We start from the raw sequence: 22,029 nt of genomic DNA on the forward strand, positions 1-22,029 counted from the left end.
GCACATGAACCCATTCAAAGGCCGGCATTTTCAGCGTGACATCATTCTGTGGGCCGTACGCTGGTACTGCAAATACGGCATCAGTTACCGTGAGCTGCAGGAGATGCTGGCTGAACGCGGAGTGAATGTCGATCACTCCACGATTTACCGCTGGGTTCAGCGTTATGCGCCTGAAATGGAAAAACGGCTGCGCTGGTACTGGCGTAACCCTTCCGATCTTTGCCCGTGGCACATGGATGAAACCTACGTGAAGGTCAATGGCCGCTGGGCGTATCTGTACCGGGCCGTCGACAGCCGGGGCCGCACTGTCGATTTTTATCTCTCCTCCCGTCGTAACAGCAAAGCTGCATACCGGTTTCTGGGTAAAATCCTCAACAACGTGAAGAAGTGGCAGATCCCGCGATTCATCAACACGGATAAAGCGCCCGCCTATGGTCGCGCGCTTGCTCTGCTCAAACGCGAAGGCCGGTGCCCGTCTGACGTTGAACACCGACAGATTAAGTACCGGAACAACGTGATTGAATGCGATCATGGCAAACTGAAACGGATAATCGGCGCCACGCTGGGATTTAAATCCATGAAGACGGCTTACGCCACCATCAAAGGTATTGAGGTGATGCGTGCACTACGCAAAGGCCAGGCCTCAGCATTTTATTATGGTGATCCCCTGGGCGAAATGCGCCTGGTAAGCAGAGTTTTTGAAATGTAAGGCCTTTGAATAAGACAAAAGGCTGCCTCATCGCTAACTTTGCAACAGTGCCCTTTGGAATAACATCTATGAGCTTTAATGCGAAGGATATGACCCAGGGCGGTCAGATTGCGTCCATGCGTATTCGCATGTTCAGCCAGATCGCCAACATTATATTTTACTGCCTGTTTATTTTCTTCTGGATACTCGTCGGCCTGGTGTTATGGGTGAAACTCAGCTGGCAGACGTTTGTGAATGGGTGTATCTACTGGTGGTGTACCACGCTTGAAGGAATGCGGGATTTAATTAAATCCCAGCCTGTCTATGAGATCCGGTATTACGGCCAGACGTTCCGGATGAACGCCGCTCAGGTTCTGCAGGACAAATACACGGTCTGGTGTGGGGAGCAACTGTGGTCGGCCTTTGTTCTGGCCGCCTGTGTGGCGCTGGTTATCTGCCTGATTACATTTTTTATGACCACATGGATTCTGGGACGTCAGGGAAAACAGCAGAGTGAGGATGATGTTACCGGAGGACGCCAACTTACCGACAATCCGAAAGACGTTGCCAGAATGCTGAAAAAAGACGGAAAAGCGTCCGATATCCTGATTGGCGATTTGCCAATCATTAAGGATTCAGAGATTCAGAACTTTTTGCTCCACGGGACAGTCAGTACCGGTAAGTCTGAAATCATTCGCCGGCTGGCTAACTATGCCCGTCAGCGCGGCGACATGGTGGTGATGTACGATCGTTCCTGTGAGTTTGTCAAAAGCTACTACGACCCGTCCATCGATAAAATTCTCACCCCCTGTGACGCGCGGTGTGCCGCATGGGATTTATGGCGGGAATGCCTCACCCTGCCGGATTTTGATAATGCGGCGAATACCCTGATCCCGATGGGCACGAAGGAGGATCCGTTCTGGCAGGGTTCCGGACGAACCATTTTTGCTGAAGCGGCATACCTGATGCGTAATGACAGCGATCGCAGCTACAGTAAGCTGGTTGACACGCTGCTCTCAATCAAAATTGAAAAACTGCGAACCTACCTGCGTGATTCCCCGGCGGCCAACCTGGTGGAAGAAAAAATCGAGAAGACGGCCATTTCCATCCGGGCCGTGCTGACCAACTATGTAAAAGCCGTCCGCTATCTTCAGGGGATCGAGCGTAACGGTGAACCGTTCACCATCCGTGACTGGATGCGCGGCGTCCGGGAGGATCAAAAAAACGGCTGGCTGTTTATTTCTTCAAACGCTGACACACATTCTTCCCTGAAGCCGGTGATTTCCATGTGGCTGTCCATTGCCATCCGGGGCCTGCTGGCGATGGGAGAGAACCGTAACCGTCGGGTGTGGTTCTTCTGTGATGAGTTGCCCACGCTGCACAAGCTGCCCGACCTCGTGGAAATTGTCCCGGAAGCCCGTAAATTCGGGGGCTGCTATGTCTTTGGTATTCAGTCCAGTACACAGATGGAGGATATCTATGGCGAGAAAGCGGCGGCAACCCTGCTGGATGTTATGAACACAAGGGCCTTTTTCCGCTCACCCAGCTATAAGATTGCCGACTATGTCGCCCATGAGATTGGTGAAAAAGAGATCCTGAAAGCCAGTGAGCAGTATTCCTATGGTGCCGATCCCGTTCGTGACGGGGTGTCAACCGGTAAGGAGATGGAGCGTGTCACACTGGTCAGCTACTCCGATATTCAGTCACTGCCCGACCTGACCTGTTATGTCACGCTGCCCGGACCCTATCCGGCAGTGAAGCTGGCCCTGAAATACCAGGAACGTCCCAAAGTGGCGCCGGAGTTTATTCCCCGGGAAATGAATCCTGAGGCGGAAGCCCGTCTGAGCGCCGTTCTGGCTGCAAGGGAAGCTGAGGGACGTCAGATGTCCAGCCTGTTTGAACCGGATACAGAAGCGGTTGCGCCGGCAGCAGCAGAAGCGCAGGCTGAACAGCCGCAACAGCCGCAACAGCCGCAACAGCCGCAACAGCCGCAACAGCCGCAACAGCCGCAACAGCCGCAACAGCCGCAACAGCCGCAACAGCCGCAACAGCCGCAACAGCCGCAACAGCCGCAACAGCCGCAACAGCCGCAACAGCCGCAACAGCCGCAACAGCCACAGCCCACGGTTGTCAGCGATAAAAAATCAGCAGCGGCGGGTACCGCCGCGAATACGTCCGCAGGCGGTGTCGGACAGGAACTGAAAATGAAGCAGGAAGACGAAGAGCAGCCGCTGCCCCCCGGCATTAATGCGGCCGGTGAAGTGGTGGACATGGCGGCGTATGAGCGCTGGCGGCAGGAGCAGGAGGTGAATACTCAGCAGCAGATGCAACGGCGGGAGGAAGTGAATATCAACGTTCACCATGGGCACGGAAAGGATGAACCGGAACCGGGAGATCATTTCTGATGATGAGCATTGCACAGGTCCGGTCAGCGGGGAGTGCCGCCGGTTATTACAGCGACAGGGATAACTACTACGTGCTGGGCAGTCTGGAGGAACGCTGGGCCGGAAAAGGCGCGGAGCAACTGGGGGTGCAGGGCACCGTCGATAAGGAGGTGTTCACCCGGGTACTGGAAGGCCGACTGCCCGACGGGGCTGATCTGAGCCGACAGCAGGACGGCGGCAACAAACACCGCCCCGGCTATGATCTGACCTTCTCTGCCCCCAAAAGTGTTTCCCTGATAGCCATGCTGGCCGGCGATAAACGCCTGACTGAGGCACACAACCAGGCGGTGGATATCGCTGTCCGTCAGGTTGAGGCGCTGGCCTCCACCAGAGTGATGACGGACGGGCAGTCAGAAACCGTGCTCACCGGGAACCTGGTGATGGCGCTGTTCAATCATGACACCAGTCGTGACCAGGAGCCGCAGCTGCATACCCATGCCGTGGTGGCCAACGTCACGCTGCATGACGGGGAATGGAAGACCCTGAGCAGTGATAAGGTGGGAAAAACGGGATTTATCGAGAATGTCTATGCTAACCAGATAGCCTTCGGGAAGATTTACCGCGCGGTGCTGAAAGAGAAGGTTGAAGCGCTGGGCTATGAAACGGAAGTGGTCGGTAAGCACGGTATGTGGGAGATGCCCGGTGTCCCGGTGGAGGCCTTTTCCAGCCGTTCGCAGGCCATCCGGGAGGCGGTCGGGGAGGATGCCTCGCTGAAATCCCGGGATGTGGCGGCGCTGGATACGCGTAAATCCAAACAGCATGTCGATCCGGAAGTGAAAATGGCTGAGTGGATGCAGACCCTGAAAGATACCGGGTTTGATATCAGCGCATACCGTGAGGCTGCGGACAGGCGGGCGGAAATACAGGCAGCACAGCCTGTTCCGTCACAGGAGCAGCCGGATATTCAGCAGGCGGTGACGCAGGCCATTGCCGGATTAAGCGACCGGAAGGTTCAGTTTACGTATACCGACGTGCTGGCCAGAACGGTTGGCATGCTGCCGCCGGAAGCCGGCGTGATTGAGAAAGCCCGGGCCGGGATTGATGAGGCCATCAGCCGCGAGCGGCTTATCCCCCTCGACCGGGAGAAAGTACTGTTCACCTCCGGTATTCATGTGCTCGATGAGCTGTCTGTCCGGGCACTCAGCAGCGATATCATGAAGCAGAACCGGGTGACCGTCCATCCGGAGAAGAGCGTGCCCCGCACGGGAAGTTACAGCGACGCGGTGAGTGTCTTGGCTCAGGATCGCCCGTCACTGGCCATTATCAGTGGTCAGGGCAGTGCTGCCGGTCAGCGGGAGCGGGTAGCGGATCTGACGATGATGGCCCGGGAGCAGGGGCGTGAGGTGCAGATTATTGCCGCCGACCGCCGTTCGCAGACGAACCTGAAGCAGGATGAACGTCTGTCCGGTGAGCTGATAACCGGGCGTCGTCAGTTGCAGGAGGGCATGTCATTTTCCCCGGGCAGTACCGTTATTGTCGACCAGGGCGAAAAGCTGTCCCTGAAGGAGACTCTGACCCTGCTGGATGGCGCGGCGCGTCATAACATCCAGGTGCTCATTACCGACAGCGGTCAGCGCACCGGTACCGGCAGCGCGCTGATGGCCATGAAGGAGGCCGGCGTGAACAGTTACCGCTGGCAGGGCGGGCAGCAGACCCCGGCGACCGTTATCAGCGAGCCGGACCGGAATGTCCGCTATGCCCGGCTGGCCGGGGATTTTGTGGCCGCGGTGAAAGCCGGGGAAGAGAGCGTGGCGCAGGTCAGCGGCGTGCGTGAGCAGGCCATACTGGCGGGGATGATACGCAGTGAGCTGAAGACGCAGGGGGTACTCGGGCAGCAGGACACCATGATGACCGCGCTGTCACCGGTCTGGCTGGACAGCCGGAACCGTTACCTGCGCGACATGTACCGTGAAGGGATGGTGATGGAGCAGTGGAACCCGGAGAAACGGTCCCATGACCGGTATGTGATTGACCGGGTGACCGCACAAAGTCACAGTCTGACCCTGCGGGATGCGCAGGGAGAGAAGCAGATGGTGCGGATTTCAGCCCTGGACAGCAGCTGGTCACTCTTCCGGCCGGAGAAGATACCGGTGGCAGACGGCGAGCGTCTTATGGTGACGGGAAAAATTCCCGGGCTTCGCGTCTCCGGCGGCGACCGGCTGCAGGTATCAGCGGTGAACGATGGCATGATGACGGTCATCGTTCCGGGACGGGCTGAGCCGGCTTCCCTGCCTGTGGGGGATTCCCCGTTCACGGCGCTGAAGCTGGAAAACGGCTGGGTGGAAACACCCGGGCATTCCGTCAGTGACAGTGCGAAAGTTTTTGTTTCCGTCACACAGATGGCGATGGACAACGCCACCCTGAACGGTCTGGCCCGCAGCGGCCGGGATGTCCGGCTGTATTCCTCACTGGATGAGACCCGCACTGCTGAAAAACTCTCCCGTCACCCGTCTTTTACGGTCGTTTCTGAGCAGATAAAGGCGCGTGCCGGTGAGGTATCGCTGGAAACCGCCATCAGCCGCCAGAAAGCCGGGCTTCACACGCCGGCACAGCAGGCCATTCACCTTGCCCTTCCGGTGGTGGAAAGTAAAAACCTGGCATTCAGTCAGGTGGAGCTGCTGACGGAGGCGAAGTCGTTTGCTGCAGAGGTAACCGGTTTTGCTGAACTGGGACGGGAAATTGATGCGCAGATAAAACGGGGCGATTTACTGCATGTGGATGTGGCAAAAGGTTATGGTACAGACCTGCTGATTTCCCGTGCATCGTATGACGCTGAAAAGAGTATTCTGCATCATATCCTTGAGGGAAAGGAGGCGGTCACGCCACTGATGGAGAGGGTATCCGGCGAACTCATGGAGACTCTGACATCCGGACAGCGTGCCGCCACCCGTATGATACTCGAAACGAAAGACCGTTTCACCGTGGTACAGGGCTACGCCGGGGTGAGCAAGACCACCCAGTTCCGGGCGGTGATGTCTGCCGTGAACCTACTGCCTGGGAGTGAGCGTCCCCGAGTCGTGGGGCTGGGGCCGACCCACAGGGCGGTCGGGGAGATGCGCAGTGCCGGCGTGGAGGCACAGACGCTGGCGTCCTTTCTGCATGACACGCAGCTGCAGCAGCGCAGCGGTGAAACACCGGATTTCAGCAACACGCTGTTCCTCCTTGATGAGAGTTCGATGGTGGGCAACACCGATATGGCGCGGGCATACGCCCTGATTGCGGCCGGTGGTGGTCGTGCCGTGGCTAGTGGTGACACGGACCAGCTGCAGGCCATCGCACCCGGTCAGCCTTTCCGTCTGCAGCAGACACGCAGTGCCGCCGATGTGGCCATCATGAAAGAGATTGTGCGCCAGACACCGGAACTGCGGGACGCCGTGTACAGCCTGATTAACCGGGATGTGAATAAGGCACTGTCCGGGCTTGAAAACGTGAAGCCGGTTCAGGTTCCCCGCCTGAAGGGTGCATGGGTGCCGGAAAACTCGGTGACGGAGTTCAGCCGTCTGCAGGAGCGGGAACTGGTGAAAGCCGCACAGGAGGCGGAGAAAAAGGGCGAAGCCTTTCCGGATGTGCCCGTGACGCTGTATGAGGCCATTGTCCGCGACTATACCGGCAGAACGCCGGACGCCCGGGAGCAGACGCTGATTGTCACGCATCTGAATGAGGATCGTCGGGTGCTGAACAGCATGATTCAGGATGCACTGGCGAAACCGGGTGAGCAGCAGGTCACTGTCCCTGTACTGACCACCGCGAATATCCGTGACGGGGAGCTGCGCCGTCTGTCCACCTGGGAGAATCATCAGTGCGCGCTTGCCCTGGTGGATAAAGTGTATCACCGGATTGCCGGTATCAGTAAGGAGGACGGGCTGATAACCCTGCAGGATGCCGACGGCAACACGCGCCTGATTTCCCCTCGGGAAGCAGCGGCAGAGGGCGTCACACTGTACAATCCGGAAACTATCCGGGTGGGGGCCGGTGACCGGATGCGTTTCACGAAGAGTGACAGGGAACGCGGGTATGTGGCCAACAGCGTCTGGCCGGTGACCGCGGTTTCCGGTGACGGTGTCACGCTGTCAGACGGGAAACAGACCCGCGTGGTGCGTCCCGGGCAGGACAGGGCAGAGCAGCATATTGACCTGGCGTATGCCATCACCGCCCACGGTGCGCAGGGGGCCAGTGAGACGTTTGCCATTGCGCTGGAGGGAACCGAAGGGGGCCGGAAACAGATGGCCGGTTTTGAGTCGGCGTATGTGGCCCTGTCGCGTATGAAACAGCATGTGCAGGTGTACACCGACGATCGTCAGGGCTGGACTGATGCCATCAACAGAGCCGCACAGAAAGGTACTGCCCACGATGTGCTGGAGCCGAAAGCAGACCGGGAGGCCATGAATGCAGAGCGGCTGTTCAGCACCGCCCGGGAACTGCGGGACGTGGCCGCCGGCCGTGCCGTGCTGCGAAACGCCGGACTGGCGCTGGGAGACAGCCGGGCGCGTTTTATTGCACCGGGGCGCAAATATCCGCAGCCGTATGTGGCGCTGCCGGCGTTTGACCGTAACGGTAAATCCGCCGGTATCTGGCTGAACCCACTGACAACGGATGACGGTGCCGGGCTGCGGGGCTTCAGCGGTGAAGGACGGGTGAAAGGCAGCGAAGAGGCGCAGTTTGTGGCCCTGCAGGGCAGTCGTAACGGCGAAAGCCTGCTGGCTGATAACATGCAGGAGGGCGTCCGGATTGCCCGCGATAACCCTGACAGCGGCGTGGTGGTGAGAATTGCCGGTGACGGGCGTCCGTGGAATCCCGGCGCCATTACCGGCGGCAGGGTGTGGGGCGATATTCCTGACAGCAGTGTGCAACCCGGCGCGGTCAACGGGGAGCCGGTCACGGCAGAGATTCTGGCACAGCGGCAGGCAGAAGAGGCAGTCCGCCGTGAAACAGAGCAGCGTGCCGCAGAGATTGTCCGTAAAATGGCTGAGGATAAACCTGACCTGCCGGAGGAGAAAACCGCGCAGGCGGTCAGAGAGATTGCCGGCCAGGAGCAGGACAGAATGACCCCGCCTGAACGGGAAACCCCGCTGCCGGAGAGTGTGCTGCGCGAACCGGTACGGGAGCGGGAGACCATCCGGGAAGTGGCGCGGGAAAACCGGGTTCGAGAGCGGCTGCAGCAGACGGAGCAGGAGATGGTGCGTGACCTGCAGAAAGAGAGAACCCCGGACGGGGACTGATACGGGAAGATAAACCACGATGACGATGGATAACGCCACACGTAACGATTCGCGGGCAGCCCAGGTGGATACCCGGCTGCAGCGACTGCTGGCCTGGTCGCCTGGACAGAGGGATCTCATCAAAACCGTGGCGCTGCTGCTGATGGTGGCTGACCATATTAACCGTATCCTGCACCTGGATCTGACGTGGCTGTTTCTGGCCGGGCGCGGGGCGTTTCCGCTGTTTGCCCTGGTGTGGGGGCTGAACCTGTCCCGGCATACGTATATCCGCCAGTCTGCGATTAACCGGCTGTGGGGATGGGCGGTTATCGCACAGTCCGGATATTTTCTGGCGGGATTTCCGTGGTATGAAGGGAATATTCTGTTTGCCTTTGCGGTGGCCGCGCAGGCGCTGAAGTGGTGTGAGCTGCGCTGCCTGTTTCACTCTGCGGCCGCGCTGTTACTGCTGACGGCGTGGATACCCCTGTCCGGAACCAGCTACGGCGTTGCCGGCGTGCTGGTGCTGGTCATCTGTTACCGGCTGTACCGGACCGCAGATACTGAAGAACATCTGGCGCTTGCGGCCTGCCTGGTGGTGGCCGTCCCCGCGCTGAATCTGGTCACCAGTGATGCCGCGGCGGTGGCAGGACTTCTGGTGACCGGGCTGACGGTATGGCTTGTTTCGCTGACAGGCAAATCACGGCCCCGGTTCTGGCCGACTGATTTTTTCCCGGTATTCTACACCTGCCATCTGGCTGCCCTGGGCATTCTGGCACTGTAGCCGGGTGTGATATCTTTTATCCGGACAGGATGATGTGGTAAGGCAGGAATGACTATGACAGACGAGAAACGACCGGTACTGACGCTGAAACGCAGGACGGAGGGCGACGCGCCCGTCCGCAGCCGGAAGACCGTGATTAACGTCACCACGCCGCCGAAGTGGAAGGTGAAAAAGCAGAAACTGTCGGAAAAGGCGGCCCGGGAGGCGGAGCTGGCGGCGAAGAAAGCGCAGGCCGGACAGGAGCTGGCGGTTTACCTGAAGCTGACGCCGCTGAATGAGGCCGTCAGCACCCTGAAGCCCTGGTGGCCGGGGCTGTTTGACGGCGACACGCCCCGCCTTTTCGCCTGTGGCGTGCGTGAGGCCCTATTTGAGGATGCCGCCAGGCGCGGTATCCCGCTGTCACACAAAAAAATAATCCGTGCGCTGAAAGCGATTGCCCGTTCTGAAGCGTATCTCGGCGCGATGAAAGCCGGGGCCTGCCGGTATGACACGGAAGGGTATGTGACGGATCATATTACGGTGGAGGAAGAACAGTACGCGCTGGCGCGGCTGGCAAAGGTCCGGGCGCAGAACGCCAGAAAAGCGGAACTCCGCGCGGTGCTGGCGCAGACGGTCTGAACCGGAGAAGCCCAGTATAATGAGTGAACGGATGAAACAGAAAGACCGTCTGTACGGCGTGGCACCGGCCTTACCCCGATGCTGCAGGCTGTGAAGCTAGGCCGCAGGTCCGCTATGTGTTTAAGTACTGGCCCACATTTGTACAGCAGTGGGAAAACTCGCTGAAAGCCGCACAGAAGGGGCTGGAAATCTGGAAATCAGCGAGGGCGGATGCCTGGCTTGCGTATCACAACGGTATTTTTGCCACCAGTCATTATGAAGGCGCGCTCACCAGTGAAGATATCAGTAGTGCGGCGGCCGCCGCCCTGAAAGGGCATAAAATCAGGGGGGGAAACGTGAACACGAAAAGCATACTGGATGCCAGTAACCGACTGGCACATACGCTTGCGCTGCAGGGCTCGCCGGCGATGATAATGATGCCGGTTAAGGAGGCCACGGAGAAGAACGTGACAGTGATACCGGGCGGCGCGGGACAGGAAACCCTGGAAAACGCGGCCGTGCTGATTCTGGCCGGGATGGAGCGTAATGATCGTGCCACCACCAGGGAAGGCAATAACAATTTATCCTGATGCCTCCGCCGCTGGCGTCGTTGTCCAACCCTGGCAATCCGGGAAAAACAAGTTTCCCCCGATTCCGGCGTTTCTGAAGTAATAAAATCACTACTCTAATCAAGTTCATATGAGGTACATAATGAGACTCAGGAAAGGTCATGGATTGACGTTGCTCACACTTGCGTGTTTATCCCTGCTGGGCTCCCTGCCAGCTATTGCGGCACCGTCCGTTTAGGCCGGTTTTTCACCGGAGGGCAGCGCAGAGCAGCTGGTTCTTAAGACTATTGAGGCTGCGCAACATAATATCCGGCTGATGGGGTATTCCTTCACCTCTCCGGAGGTGGCTGGCGCTCTTATTAGTGCAAAACGTCGGGGAGTGGATGTCAGGGGGGTACTGGACTGGAAAGCCAATACCGGGAAAAACAATAACGCCAGCAGGGTGACAATGAACCTGCTGACCAGTGCCGGCATTCCGGTTCGTACTGTCAGTGTGTACAAAATTCTTCATGACAAAGTTATCGTCAGCGACGGTCGCCACACTGAAGTGGGATCGTTTAACTATTCCCGTGCAGCAGACCGTTCGAATTCGGAGAACGTGCTTGTCGTCTGGGATGACCCAGTCTTAGCCCGCAGCTACCTGAACCACTGGACATCCCGCTGGGCGCAGGGAACGGACTGGAAACAGACGTACTGACATCCCAGGAAACGATCCTGAAACGTAAACCGTGCGCCAACACAGGTTACGTTCATAAAGTAAGTCGCTGATTTTAGAAATCTGTAGTATTCTCTGCAAACGATCCAGGTTTGATCCTTGAGGAGGCCGAGATGTCGCAGATTGAAAATGCAGTAACTTCCTCATCGAAACGCATTTACAGAAAGGGTAATCCCTTATCTTCCGCTGAGAAGAAGAGATTATCTATTTCACGAAAAAAGACGACGCATAAAGAGCTCAATGTTTTCATACAAAACATGCATAAAGAAAGCTTGCAGCAGCTTTGTGAAGAGACTGGAACTACTCAGGCTCAAATGATTGAGTTACTAATTGAACGGGAAATGGCCAAAAGAGCCTGAGATAAGAAGGTGAATGAGTAACTTTCTTGATCGTCTCGTCAGTGAGTGTTAGATTGCTGATCGTCTAAAGAATTTTGATGGCTGGCCACGCCGTAAGGTGGCAGGGAACTGGTTCTGATGAGGTGTCTACCCGGGACCAGAAAAGCAAAAACCCCGATAATCTTTCTATTCTTGGCGGGACAGAAGATTAACGGGGCCTACTTAAACTGTATAGCCACCAATCAGGCTATGCAGGGAGTATAGTTTTATGCTCAGAAAATTTCAATACTTGTTTCTGTGGCATTTACTCCTTCCGTGCATTGTAAGTGCAGGCAGAAGTGACTGACACCCGAACACTGTTCACTCATTACCGACAGGTCAAAAATCCAAATCCGGAATTCACGCCGCGAGAAGGGAAAAAGACCCTGCCGTTCTGTCGTAAGCTGATGGCGAAAGCCGAAGGGTTCACGTCCCGTTTTGATTTTTCCGTCCATGTGGCGTTCGTTCGTTCGCTGGGAAAGCGTCACCGGATGCCGCCTTTGCTGCGCCGTCGTGCCATCGATGCGCTGCTTCAGGGGTTGTGCTTCCATTATGATCCACTGGCCAACCGTGTACAGAGATCCATCACCAATCTGGCTATAGAGTGCGGTCTGGCCACCGAGTCAAAAAGTGGCAATCTGTCCATCACCCGCGCCACACGGGCGCTGAAGTTTATGGCAGAGCTGGGGCTGATTACCTACCAGACCGAGTATGATCCGCAGATTGGCTGCAACATCCCGACCGATATCACCTTCACGCCGGCACTGTTCTCCGCGCTCGACGTCTCTGACGTGGCTGTTGTGGCCGCCCGCCGCAGTCGTGTCGAATGGGAAAATCAGCAGCGCAAAAAGCAGAATCTGGAGCCGCTGGAGATGGACGAACTGATAGCGAAAGCCTGGCGATTTGTGCGCGAACGGTTCCGCAGCTACCAGTCTGAACGTAAACTGCACGGACTGAAACGCGCCCGGGCGCGGCGTGACGCGGACAGAACCCGTAAGGACATCGAAACACTGGTGAAACTGCAGCTGACGCGGGAATACGCCAGCGGACGCTTTACCGGCGGGCTTGATGCCATGAAGCGGGAGCTGCAGCGGCGCGTGAAAGAGCGCATGATGATGTCGCGGGGCAAAAACTACACGCGACTGACCATGGCCACCGTCCCCATATAACCCACCAGATTATGAAAATCCGGCTGACGCCGGAGGATTTTGTACGTCTGTCGCCTGGCACCGCCTGTTTTCTGCGCGGAACGCTCGTTCTTCCTGCCAAAATATCTCTCATTCTGCTGCCAGAATGGCCAGAAATGTTCCCGCCTGAGCCATTTCCGGTCGTAATATTCAGTTACTCACAGATAACTGCAAGGGACCTTTCCATAAAGTTACAACCGATATACTGACAAAGCGCCAGGCGACCTGATTTCAAAGTGCGTGGTTTCCTTTAAACCCCAGATCTATACTTCTTTTAAATACATAATCTTTCTCTCTTATAAATAAATAACCTGTTCATCACCTGCCCTGTGGACAGGTTCCAGAGAATGCGCGCCCTTGCAGCGGACTCACGTCCGCGCCGGTTCGGAAACACCATCAGTACCTCCCGTCGCGATGCGCCGGGCCCCGGTCATACAAATAGTTACAACATCCAAAATCCTGACCAACGAAACCGGAGCAAAAACCTGATATCCAGCCCATTCCCACCACTGAAAAGCGCTGCCGCCCCGGCCCAAAGGGCCGGAATGGAGTCGCTTTTAATAATGAATGATGTAACTAAACTACTGAGTGGCGTTATGCCCCGTCTGGCTTTGCAGGGCGATGGCCCACTGCGTGAACCATCACCCCACCAGCAGGGTATTTTCTGTGCAGTTGTCAACCACTGAATCGGAACCCCGAAGGGGCCCCCGCGATTCAGCAGTTGACAATTCAAGACCAAAGACAAACTGAAAGAAATCGCTCTACACTTGGCAACTGTATATTTCTGACTGACGATACATCGGGGTATACTCTGCATACTTTGAACTCAGCACTCGGGCCAGCAGCCCCGGTCCGGCGATACCTCGCTCGATGGCGTCGCATTTTGTACAGACGTGTTTTTCCCGCAGGTCCGGATAACCCGGAAGGCGCTGCGCATCAGCTCCAGCTATTCGGCGGCATCTTCGCCCAAATAACTCAACGCATCGCCGCAGTCCGGGCAGCATGCCTCTGCCGGCTGCAGCTGTTTTTCGTCACGGGGGAGTGATGCGGGGAACGGTTTGCGGGTGCGGGTCTGACGCAGCGCATCGCCTTCTTTCTGCAGCCGGTTCAGGTCGGCTTCCATCTGTGCGATGCGGCGGGAGACCTTTTCGGAACGATTGCCGAAGCTTATCCAGCTGCGCCGGTGTCAGGAACACTTTGCTATCGCGGGCTGACGGCCAAGCGAAGCGCCCGCGCTCCAGCTGTCTCCGGTAGACCACAGCAGTTTGACCTGACTGCCACTGTGACCCCGGAAGATGAAGAGGTGGCCGGACATCGGATCATCTTTCAGCACCGTCTGCACTTTTGCAACCAGCCAGATCTTGGTCCCGGAAGGTAACGGGATCATCGCTTCAGTTCCTGTATCAGCAGAGTCAGGAGCTTTTCGCTGACAGTGCCGTTGAGGCGAAGCGTCCCGTGCCAGAACGTTGCCTCACAGCTGATACTGAGAACCTCCGGGCCTTCAGCGGTTAGTTCTGGCTGTACGGAGGTGGCATTGAGAGTCACAGGGAGTAGCTGAAAGGTAATAGCAGCTTTCCCTTGCGCCATTTAAACAACAGATTGGCGTTAATGCCGTTTTCAAGCGCCAGTTTTGAGATGGATAAGCCGGGTTCGCAGGAGGCCGCAACAAGCTGCTGCTTAAACTCAGGAGAATAATTAGGGCAGCCCTTACGCCTGCCGGGAGTCACATTTTTCTGCATATCTGACACTTTAGTTCCCACTACTTATTTGGTGGACACCACTTTGTCGGATGAATCAGATTATGACCAGACGGCACTCGCTGGACGTTTACTCCGGACGTGAGACATGTAACTGATGTCAAGGGCAACCCTGATGCACCTTATATCCCCCAGTGAGGTGAAACACTTATTCTACGGTTAAAGTGTAGTTCACCGTATAGAATCGGGTCCCTTCAGTTCCTCCTCCCGGGATAACAAAACGCCCTGATGTCACTTGCTGTATTCCCCCAGAAGAGACGGTGTTGACAAGATTTGTCAACTTACCCTCGGGCAGGTCGACACGGCCAGTATTTGATATATATGATAAATCCCCTCCAGTTACCAGACCAGTGACTTGAATTCTGTGACCATTAGTTACATCTTTTACGCTTACTGTCACAGGTTCAGTCATGCACCCGGACGCAGTGTTACCTACACACCTGACATAAGTCGGTGACAAAGTAAAGTCGGGTTTGCTCCCAATTTTGTCAATTTTAGCCAGTACCTCATATAGTACCGAGGTGCTGAAATTACTATCAGGCATTTCTATTGAATAATTAGCAGAGACTCGAGCAGATGTATCGCCAAAAAGCGAACCAGCACTGTAATCACACTGAAGCGCCTCTAGGCTGATAACAGTTCCGGGCGTAAGGGCAATATATTTGGCATTTTTAATCTCCCCTGTCCGGCTTTCACCTACATTCATTCCACTAATATCAATAGTTTCGACTATTCCTGCATCGGAGGTTGACTTAGCGAATTCTAACCCTCCCCGGACCCTCAACGAGGGAACTGTACATGGCAGACTCTCACCATGTGCAGCGGATACTTTGTCGGGCAACCGAGTAATGATGACTTTTGAGGTAAATGAATTATACATTGAAAAATCACCATTCGATCGGCATCCTACAAAAGTACTGGGTGGAGCACCTTGTGGAAATTTGCCTACACAAGCACTGTGCCCCATATGTTGCCCAAATAGTACCGTAAAATCAGTAATACTGGCATCTAGGGTTATAGCGTAAGCATGACAACAGAATGTAATACAGAAGGCTGATATCAGGCGATTCATACAAATATCTCTATTCCTCAGAGAATTTAATGTGTTTACGGATAAACTACCTCAAACAATAATGTTGCCGAAGCATGCCCCGGCGTATCCTCTGAGTGAACCTCCGTAACAGGAATTAGCTGACACTGGCGATATCCAACAGTATCAACTTCGCAAAAAGTACCTGATGCCGCTCCTGTAAGTTTAACAGGAGAACTTGCTCCAGATTCATTCACAGGCTTTAATGATAACAATGTACCATTACCTTGGCCATTTACTAGCATCTGCACTTTATCATCTCCTTCTAACCTTCCCGCTAGAACCTTAGCCTTTAGCGCCGTTTTCAGTGAGTCTTTTCCAGGGCAATTGACATTAATAAGTAATGGTTCATGCTCTCTGACTTGCCCACGAATCAACTGCCCCAAATCATAAGTGGTTGGAACAGTAATCATGCAAGTTGGTTTTGTTAATATAGCTTCTATAATTAGCGAGGCTGTTGCAGGATCAGCAGCATGTACTGATGAAGTCAGCCCGAACAGGGCAAACCCAATAGTTATTGCGGCGTTCTTAATTTTATTGAATCGCATAACGGTTAATGCTCCCAGACGGACATCGCCGAACGACATAACACAGACAATATCCTTTATTTCGGCTACAGATACACCAAGCACCGGATTTTTATTACTTGATGAACAGCCTTGCTTATTTGTCTTCATGTACAGGTAAGATATGAGCACGTATTAAACAATATCGTAATTGTTTCTTAACTTTACATTAGTCTCACAATTATATGCTTTCAAAAATGTCGCCGCACGGCAATTTGTGAAAATACCAATGCCAAAACGCGAACCAATCAATCAAATGTACCAGAATTACGTATATTCAACCGATAGTGGATCTCATTGTTTGCGCTAACAATGCAGTGTATCGAGGAAAGTATATTTACCCATTGTTTCTGACCCAGTGCGCGGACAATCCCGTCGATCAGGGCGGAGAAGAATAATGCGGATAGCGTAGCCGTCACTGGGTATGCAGTTACACGATATCAGGACGTAACAAATGCATACAAAAATAACAATGTAATAACTATTAGATGGGGCTAAAGGACATACTGAATTTGTAAGCACGTTATTTGAGCAATAGTAGTATCGTTATTCGTATTTTGCGTTCACACTGTTCGTTGTTTGCGTGTTTTTTTTCTCAAAAACTTAGCATAGTTGATTATGCGCGGGGTTATAACAACGTTATTTTCTGTCTAAATTGAATTTTTTAACATTAGCACAATATAAATATGTGGGATGAGCGAATAACGTCTTTTCCTAGAAAAGAATTCAGTAACCTCTAGGTATTGCAATGTGAACAATACACATAATTTTTTCATGCGTTGTACTCGTCAAAAAACTTAATTATAAAACGTTGACTTTATGAAAAAGATGATTATGGCTTCTGTAGCAAGGGATTGTATCTACTGGCACTGCCACGGGGGCATATGCCACTCTGACTGCAGTCAACAGTAAAACGCCAAACCAGCCGGTTAACAGCACGAATAACGCTGTACTGTTTGAAGGGGAGAAACTGAAAACCGATGGTGAAGGTCTGCAGTTCAAAACTCAGTTAGTGGGTGGCCAGGTTGCTGGTGCATACCAGTCCACCATCAGCTATATGGTGGCTTACAAATAATTATTTCCTACGTCTCAGGCCGGAATACAACCGGCCTGAATTTTATAGTAGTGAATGATATTTTGTAGATTATTTTATTCTTTCTGAATATTAACTCATCATAAAACAGAATGATATTACCCCTACGTTTTATATAGTACTTATATACCATCAGGAATATGTTTAATATATATCGCAATTAAGAGTTTTAATGCTTATGAAAATATTATCATCACTATGTCCCTCCCGCTTTTTATATTGAAGGATGATTTGTTTTTAATGCTTGGATGTGTTTTCCTCAGCCCTGTGAAAAAATTGATTCCTGTCTTACCACCGGTAAAATGGACTCCGGCTGTAGTTGAATTTTTTTTCATTTAAAACTGGTACACTTACCTTCAACATGGATATGTTCGCTTTAGCAAATATCACCTAGGGGGGCAACTGCTGACCGCCCTACCGATAGGGTGATATATCAGACGGTAGCTGATACTTCAAAAGCAAATGGTAATGGTTACATGCAGAATGCTGCCTATGTTAAATCAATGACTTCTACACAAGTCAAAGATCATCTACCCCGTATTTTGGGTGCAGATATGATCACCATTGCCCAGGATGCCGTTGAAAGCTCTTACACTGGTCCAAATGTATTTAATCGCGCTGATGCTAAAACTATTCAGGGGGTATATGGTTCTGAGATTGTGGCTAAATCAGGCCAACTATCTTTCCCTAAAGACGGCGTACCAAGTGACTGGAATGCTCAGATGAGCGTTACTGTTTCTTATCAGTAATGCAGCAGGCAGCTAGGCATAAACAGGATGTGATTTTTGCCTGACTCTAAAATCCGGTGAGCCGTTTTACGGCCATTCACCGGTAATAAACCCGGTATTCCGGCATAGTTATTTCCTGCTTCTCTGTCAGTCAGGAAATGTCCGCGTACGCCGGTGCCGGGTTTATTCTTTTCGGCTTATCTGAATGCTCGTTGTTTATTAATTATGACCAACGGATAAAACAGAGTGAATAACGATGAAAATAACGCATCATTATAAATCTATTATTTCCGCCCTGGCCGCGCTGGCCCTGTTTTATTCCGCAGCACCCCGGGCCGGAATTCTTGACGGCGGGGAAATACAGTTTCACGGTCTGGTCACTGACGAGGCTCCGAAATGGACCTGGCAGGTGGGCTCCCCTGACCAGACATGGGCGGTGGATACCGCTGATGCCCGTACAGCGAACGGACAACTGGTTTTTGATTTACGCGGCAAGGGCTCCCTGCCGTTTCTGGAAGGCCATCTGTATGAGGTGGCAGAGCGCGGTGGTCCCGGCTTCACCCCTTTTATCTCCTCCAGCAGTAACGGGCAGCCGTTTTCCGTGACGGATGGCGGCAGCACGACGGCGCAACACTTCCGCGCCTCTGTCCCGGTACGTAACCCGGAGAACGGTCACGTGGCGGGACAGCTTTCTTTCACCCTTGACCAGGGAATGGCCGTCAGCGCCGGACACCAGGAAGACGGGGCGGTTCTGCCGGCAGGCATGTCGCTCGTAAACGGGCAGAGCGTGAGCGGTGTGCAGGCCGGCACCCTGCCGCAGTGGCTCAAAAGCCGTCTGCCTTCCCTGCTGATGCTGAACCGGGGCTTCGGTAACGGAATGAGCACGGCAGATAACGGTCAGGTTATCAGTCAGGGCGTGCTGGCTGACGGCCGGGTGACCCGGCTGGCGGCGGCCTATGCGTCCGCCGTCTCGGATTTTGAGCTGCGCCTGCCGGCAGAAAACACGCCGGCGCAGTGGCAGGCCGGGCTAAGTGTGACGGTGACGGTCCAGTAAAGAACGGGCAGGGAGAGGAAGAACACAATGAAACGAATGACGATTTTACTGCTGGCCGCCAGTCTGCTGCCGTCCTGTGTGCTGGCGTGGAACACGCCGGGGGAAGACTTCAGCGGAGAGCTGAAGCTGGGCGGGCCGGTGACCAGCACCCGTAATCCCTGGGTCTGGAAGGTCGGGGAAGGGAACACACAGATAAACACGAAAGCTGTCTCTGTCCTGCGCAGTGGGGAGCAGGTAATACCGGTTCCCCTGCCGGCCATGACGGTCCTGCTGGGAAAAACTATCCTGACCACCCCGGCCGGCCGGGAGGGGCTTGCGCCGCAGGTGACGTACGGTAAGGACACAGAGGGTTTTGCACTGACGTGGACGGCACCGGGTATGGCATCGGTGACACTGCCGGTGACGGGGGAGGGAAATGTCCGTACCGGGACATTCACCTTCCGGATGCAGGCGGCGGGTGTGCTGCGCCATGTCCTGGGGGACCGGGCGGAGTATGCCGGGCTGTATGGCGACCTGCAGGGCAACGGCTTGCCGCCACAGACGCAGGTGATGCCGGCAGGGCAGACGCCGGGTGTGCTGCAGACCCTGTTTGACAGTGAAGGCCCGGTCTGGCTCCGGGAGATGACGGTCAGCAGCGTGTCCGGACTGAGCCGGTTCAGTGACGCCGCCCTGCGCCAGGTTGACGGGGTATACGGCGCACAGACGGTGGCGGACAGCGGTGAGCTGCGTTTTAAGGGGGCGGTACCGTCCCGCTGGCATACCTCCCTGGCGGTGAGCATTGAATATCGGTAAGGCTGCAGGCCCCCGGTCACCCGTTCCGGGCCCCGCCGTTTTTGTGGGGCTGGAGCGGGCTGACGGCGTGTTTTTCTTTGTGAGTGTCCGGGATATCCGGCAGGTGCAGGAACATAACGGCCGGGTCAGGCTGGTATTCGGGGAAGGCACGACATTCATGACCAGAATGTCGCTTTCTGAGTTTTCTGCTGCTTTATATGAGGCCGGTGGCCGCTCTTTTTTTGACAGTTCCGCAGGAAAGGTAACCGGGGGAGAAGTGTAATGAAAAACTATTATCTGTTGCTGATGCTGGCATCCGCATCCGTGAGCAGCCAGCCGCTGACAGTCGTACAGGCCCACTGGCAGGAAGGCATGGCCGTGGGCGTGACTGAACTCAGCGGCACACTGTATATCCGGGATACGGCCTGGAAGTGGCAGCCCGTCCCGCTGGAGATGAGCCGGCAGGAGGGCATGGTGAGTGAAAGCCGTCCGGGGAGACGTTATTACATTCTTAAAGGGTATACCACGACCCTGACATCAGCCCGTCCCGGGCTGCAGCCGTCGGTAAGCCTGCTGCATGCCGGACATGGCGTCGTCCGCCTTGAGGCCCGGGGCAAACTGGCGAAGGGGCAGGTGCGGTATGGCGAAATTACCTTTACTGCCAGCCATGTACTGGCCTGGCAGGACAGTACCACCGCAGAGAAGGGCTGGAGCGTGGTCAGCGGCAACGTCACGCCGGATGCGGCACAGGAGATAAAACGCCTGCTGTGGCAGGTAAGAGATTACCGGTGGAACCCGTCTTACTCGGGTCTGAAGACCCGGCCGGACGCCTTTACGGTAATGCCCGGCAGTTTCCTGCCGGATAACGGCACAAAAAATCAAATTGCCGGGGCTTGGTTGACGTCCCTGGAGGGTATCCGGGTCCGTTTTCCCGGTGCAGAGGAGCCGGTGAGCCGGTGGCAGGGGAGCCTGACGCCGGTGGTGAACTATTTCTGAGCAGGGATCGTAATGAAAATATCTGTACGTGTACTGGTCACGGTTTATCTGCTGGTTCTTGTGGGACTGGCAGCCATGCTGGCAGAGCTGATAAGCCCGGCGTTAAGTTAGCGGGGGCAGATAAATGGAAAATGCCATGTCCCGCCGGAAACGCATACTGCTGACGGGGAACTGTGAATATGAACTGCTGGGGCTGTCACATCTGCTTGCCGGTATGGGGTATGCCGTGGTGCGACCGGAGATGTCACCTCCCGGGGCATATGACCTGGCCCTGGTGGCACTGAGTGCGGAGCCGCCGGCCGGCTGGGGGCGGCATCTGCAGGGTATCAGAATGCTGCACGCGGCCAGTCCGGTTCCCATGGTTGTTCTGGTACCTTCGCGGCTGCAGGAAATGCGGCTCCTGAGAGGAACTGCGCAGGTTATCAGTGGCCGGGACAGCCTCCTCCGGCTGCGTGACATGCTGCGTCAGGCGCTTGAGGGAAGAGCCGGGCCGGAAAGCTCAGGTGAACTGACTGAGTTGCGAAAGCGGACTCTGATATCCCTGTGTACGGCCATAAACAGGAATGCCTCACTGAAGGCGGCATCACGCAAGGATTATTACCTCCGGGCCTGCCTGGTGGAGTATGCAGGGGTGGAGAACCTGCATGTACTGTGCACGAGCGGCCTGTTACCCGGGGTGATTACAGATGAAACCGGACAACGGTTCTGATATGTGAAGACCCGGGGCAGGTATTTCAGCTTCCGGGACACCATTGCTTCCCCGTAGTCACAGGAGAACAAAATGAGTAATGACGCTTGCGACAAAATTCTGTCTTTTATGCAGTCACAGGCAAACGGCAGGATAAATATACCTGTCAGAACCCGGAGTATTGCGGATGCGGCCGGGCTGACAATATACCAGGCCAGGGCTTATCTGGTTACGATTGAGGGAGCGGGCGTGGTGGAGAAAATGAATGCAGGTAAAGGCGTGTCCGGCCGATGGCGGCTGGTCTGACGGATATCCGGTAAAACAGGGGCATGGAGAGAACAAGTGGCCGGAACAGATATTGCGGTAACTGACTGATGAACTTTCTGAAGATGATTTATTACATCTGTATTTCTTTTGTCGTCATAATATCACTGGTGTTTTTTGTATCGGTATTTCTGTTACTGAATATTGAATGAATATAATCCGGGGCTGCATGACAGGCCTTACGGGAATAAAGCTCTTTTTATCCGGACATCTCCATACCGGTAATTCCCCGGAGAATTTTTTTGCAGAAGGACAACATGCCGGATGACGAAAGACGCGCCGGGTATGGCGGGGGACGCTTTTCGCTCCGGGCGCTGATTTTACTGCTGCTGACCAGCGCTTTCATCTCCGGCTTCCTGACCGGAGCCCTGGCCATGCTCTGGTTTGTCATTGACTGCATGTAATG

General features: G+C 54.8%; 19 protein-coding genes and 5 pseudogenes. 18 read left to right on the forward strand and 6 right to left on the reverse strand.

Annotated elements, in window-relative coordinates; all coding sequences use genetic code 11:
* Positions 1-4 precede the first annotated feature (4 nt).
* From ACQ29O_RS23410 to ACQ29O_RS23445, 8 genes and pseudogenes are all read left to right on the forward strand, one after another.
* Positions 5-709 (forward strand): IS6-like element IS26 family transposase, encoded by a 705-nt coding sequence (locus tag ACQ29O_RS23410; protein ID WP_001067855.1) that lies wholly within the window; start codon positions 5-7, stop codon positions 707-709.
* A 68-nt stretch (positions 710-777) separates the two neighbouring features.
* Positions 778-3,093 carry a type IV conjugative transfer system coupling protein TraD gene (gene traD / locus ACQ29O_RS23415; protein ID WP_430761452.1) on the forward strand — a complete coding sequence of 772 codons (2,316 nt, stop codon included), beginning with the start codon at positions 778-780 and terminating at the stop codon, positions 3,091-3,093.
* Positions 3,093-8,351: a conjugative transfer relaxase/helicase TraI gene (gene traI / locus ACQ29O_RS23420; protein WP_253336259.1), complete on the forward strand. Its 5,259-nt coding sequence runs from the start codon at positions 3,093-3,095 to the stop codon at positions 8,349-8,351. The genes traD and traI overlap by 1 nt, the downstream gene beginning before the upstream one ends.
* A 19-nt stretch (positions 8,352-8,370) precedes the next feature.
* Positions 8,371-9,111: a conjugal transfer pilus acetylase TraX gene (gene traX / locus ACQ29O_RS23425; protein ID WP_000177627.1), complete on the forward strand. Its 741-nt coding sequence runs from the start codon at positions 8,371-8,373 to the stop codon at positions 9,109-9,111.
* Positions 9,112-9,165: 54 nt separating this feature from the next.
* Complete coding sequence (locus ACQ29O_RS23430) at positions 9,166-9,729, forward strand: fertility inhibition protein FinO (RefSeq protein ID WP_000129019.1); 564 nt, start codon at positions 9,166-9,168, stop codon at positions 9,727-9,729.
* A 116-nt stretch (positions 9,730-9,845) separates the two neighbouring features.
* Positions 9,846-10,127: pseudogene (locus tag ACQ29O_RS23435) on the forward strand (disulfide bond formation protein DsbA); the annotation flags it as partial.
* A gap of 292 nt (positions 10,128-10,419) precedes the next feature.
* Positions 10,420-10,974: pseudogene (locus ACQ29O_RS23440) on the forward strand (phospholipase D family protein).
* A gap of 131 nt (positions 10,975-11,105) precedes the next feature.
* Positions 11,106-11,351, forward strand: coding sequence for a replication regulatory protein RepA (locus ACQ29O_RS23445; protein WP_000078116.1), 246 nt, complete (start codon positions 11,106-11,108; stop codon positions 11,349-11,351).
* Between the two features lie 38 nt (positions 11,352-11,389).
* On the opposite strand, the pseudogene ACQ29O_RS23450 reads toward ACQ29O_RS23445, so the two are convergent.
* Positions 11,390-11,539, reverse strand: a pseudogene (locus tag ACQ29O_RS23450) (replication protein RepA).
* Positions 11,540-11,598: 59 nt separating this feature from the next.
* On the opposite strand from ACQ29O_RS23450, the gene tap reads away from it, so the two are divergent.
* Both tap and repA read left to right on the forward strand, forming a co-directional pair.
* The gene (gene tap / locus ACQ29O_RS23455) at positions 11,599-11,676 is read left to right on the forward strand and encodes a RepA leader peptide Tap (protein ID WP_001541552.1); all 78 of its coding nucleotides are present in this window, start codon (positions 11,599-11,601) and stop codon (positions 11,674-11,676) included.
* A complete protein-coding gene (repA, locus tag ACQ29O_RS23460; RefSeq protein ID WP_001746973.1) occupies positions 11,657-12,538 on the forward strand; it encodes an incFII family plasmid replication initiator RepA in 882 nt (293 codons plus the stop codon). The genes tap and repA overlap by 20 nt, the downstream gene beginning before the upstream one ends.
* Positions 12,539-13,323: 785 nt before the next feature.
* On the opposite strand, the pseudogene ACQ29O_RS23465 reads toward repA, so the two are convergent.
* The 5 genes and pseudogenes from ACQ29O_RS23465 to ACQ29O_RS23485 form a co-directional block, all read right to left on the reverse strand.
* Positions 13,324-13,727: pseudogene (locus ACQ29O_RS23465) on the reverse strand (IS66 family transposase zinc-finger binding domain-containing protein); the annotation flags it as partial.
* Positions 13,720-13,943: pseudogene (gene tnpB / locus ACQ29O_RS23470) on the reverse strand (IS66 family insertion sequence element accessory protein TnpB); the annotation flags it as partial. The pseudogenes ACQ29O_RS23465 and tnpB, both read right to left, overlap by 8 nt.
* A 154-nt stretch (positions 13,944-14,097) precedes the next feature.
* A complete protein-coding gene (locus ACQ29O_RS23475; protein ID WP_001675602.1) occupies positions 14,098-14,295 on the reverse strand; it encodes a transposase in 198 nt (65 codons plus the stop codon).
* Positions 14,296-14,461: 166 nt separating this feature from the next.
* Positions 14,462-15,193, reverse strand: a complete 732-nt coding sequence (locus ACQ29O_RS23480) for a hypothetical protein (RefSeq protein WP_001746755.1) — start codon at positions 15,191-15,193, stop codon at positions 14,462-14,464.
* Positions 15,194-15,420: 227 nt separating this feature from the next.
* Complete coding sequence (locus tag ACQ29O_RS23485; protein ID WP_001575507.1) at positions 15,421-16,080, reverse strand: hypothetical protein; 660 nt, start codon at positions 16,078-16,080, stop codon at positions 15,421-15,423.
* 1,458 nt (positions 16,081-17,538) lie between these two features.
* Here ACQ29O_RS23485 and ACQ29O_RS23490 point away from each other — a divergent pair.
* The 8 genes from ACQ29O_RS23490 (at position 17,539) to ACQ29O_RS23525 (ending at position 22,027) form a co-directional block, all read left to right on the forward strand.
* On the forward strand, positions 17,539-17,811 hold the full coding sequence (locus ACQ29O_RS23490; RefSeq protein ID WP_001178538.1) for a hypothetical protein: 273 nt from the start codon (positions 17,539-17,541) through the stop codon (positions 17,809-17,811).
* Positions 17,812-18,046: 235 nt separating this feature from the next.
* A complete protein-coding gene (faeH, locus tag ACQ29O_RS23495; protein WP_000704722.1) occupies positions 18,047-18,844 on the forward strand; it encodes a F4 (K88) fimbria minor subunit FaeH in 798 nt (265 codons plus the stop codon).
* A 27-nt stretch (positions 18,845-18,871) separates the two neighbouring features.
* Positions 18,872-19,636 (forward strand): minor fimbrial protein, encoded by a 765-nt coding sequence (locus tag ACQ29O_RS23500; RefSeq protein WP_001746754.1) that lies wholly within the window; start codon positions 18,872-18,874, stop codon positions 19,634-19,636.
* Positions 19,623-19,898, forward strand: a complete 276-nt coding sequence (locus ACQ29O_RS23505; RefSeq protein WP_001020576.1) for a hypothetical protein — start codon at positions 19,623-19,625, stop codon at positions 19,896-19,898. The genes ACQ29O_RS23500 and ACQ29O_RS23505 overlap by 14 nt, the downstream gene beginning before the upstream one ends.
* Positions 19,898-20,611 carry a hypothetical protein gene (locus ACQ29O_RS23510; RefSeq protein ID WP_000801114.1) on the forward strand — a complete coding sequence of 238 codons (714 nt, stop codon included), beginning with the start codon at positions 19,898-19,900 and terminating at the stop codon, positions 20,609-20,611. The genes ACQ29O_RS23505 and ACQ29O_RS23510 overlap by 1 nt, the downstream gene beginning before the upstream one ends.
* A 124-nt stretch (positions 20,612-20,735) precedes the next feature.
* Positions 20,736-21,320 carry a hypothetical protein gene (locus tag ACQ29O_RS23515; protein WP_024138406.1) on the forward strand — a complete coding sequence of 195 codons (585 nt, stop codon included), beginning with the start codon at positions 20,736-20,738 and terminating at the stop codon, positions 21,318-21,320.
* A 72-nt stretch (positions 21,321-21,392) separates the two neighbouring features.
* Positions 21,393-21,605, forward strand: a complete 213-nt coding sequence (locus tag ACQ29O_RS23520; RefSeq protein WP_000063791.1) for a FaeA/PapI family transcriptional regulator — start codon at positions 21,393-21,395, stop codon at positions 21,603-21,605.
* 260 nt (positions 21,606-21,865) lie between these two features.
* Complete coding sequence (locus tag ACQ29O_RS23525; RefSeq protein WP_001816720.1) at positions 21,866-22,027, forward strand: hypothetical protein; 162 nt, start codon at positions 21,866-21,868, stop codon at positions 22,025-22,027.
* Positions 22,028-22,029 lie beyond the last annotated feature (2 nt).

This window comes from Salmonella sp. GDC200615, assembly GCF_050574145.1.
Lineage (GTDB): Bacteria > Pseudomonadota > Gammaproteobacteria > Enterobacterales > Enterobacteriaceae > Salmonella > Salmonella enterica.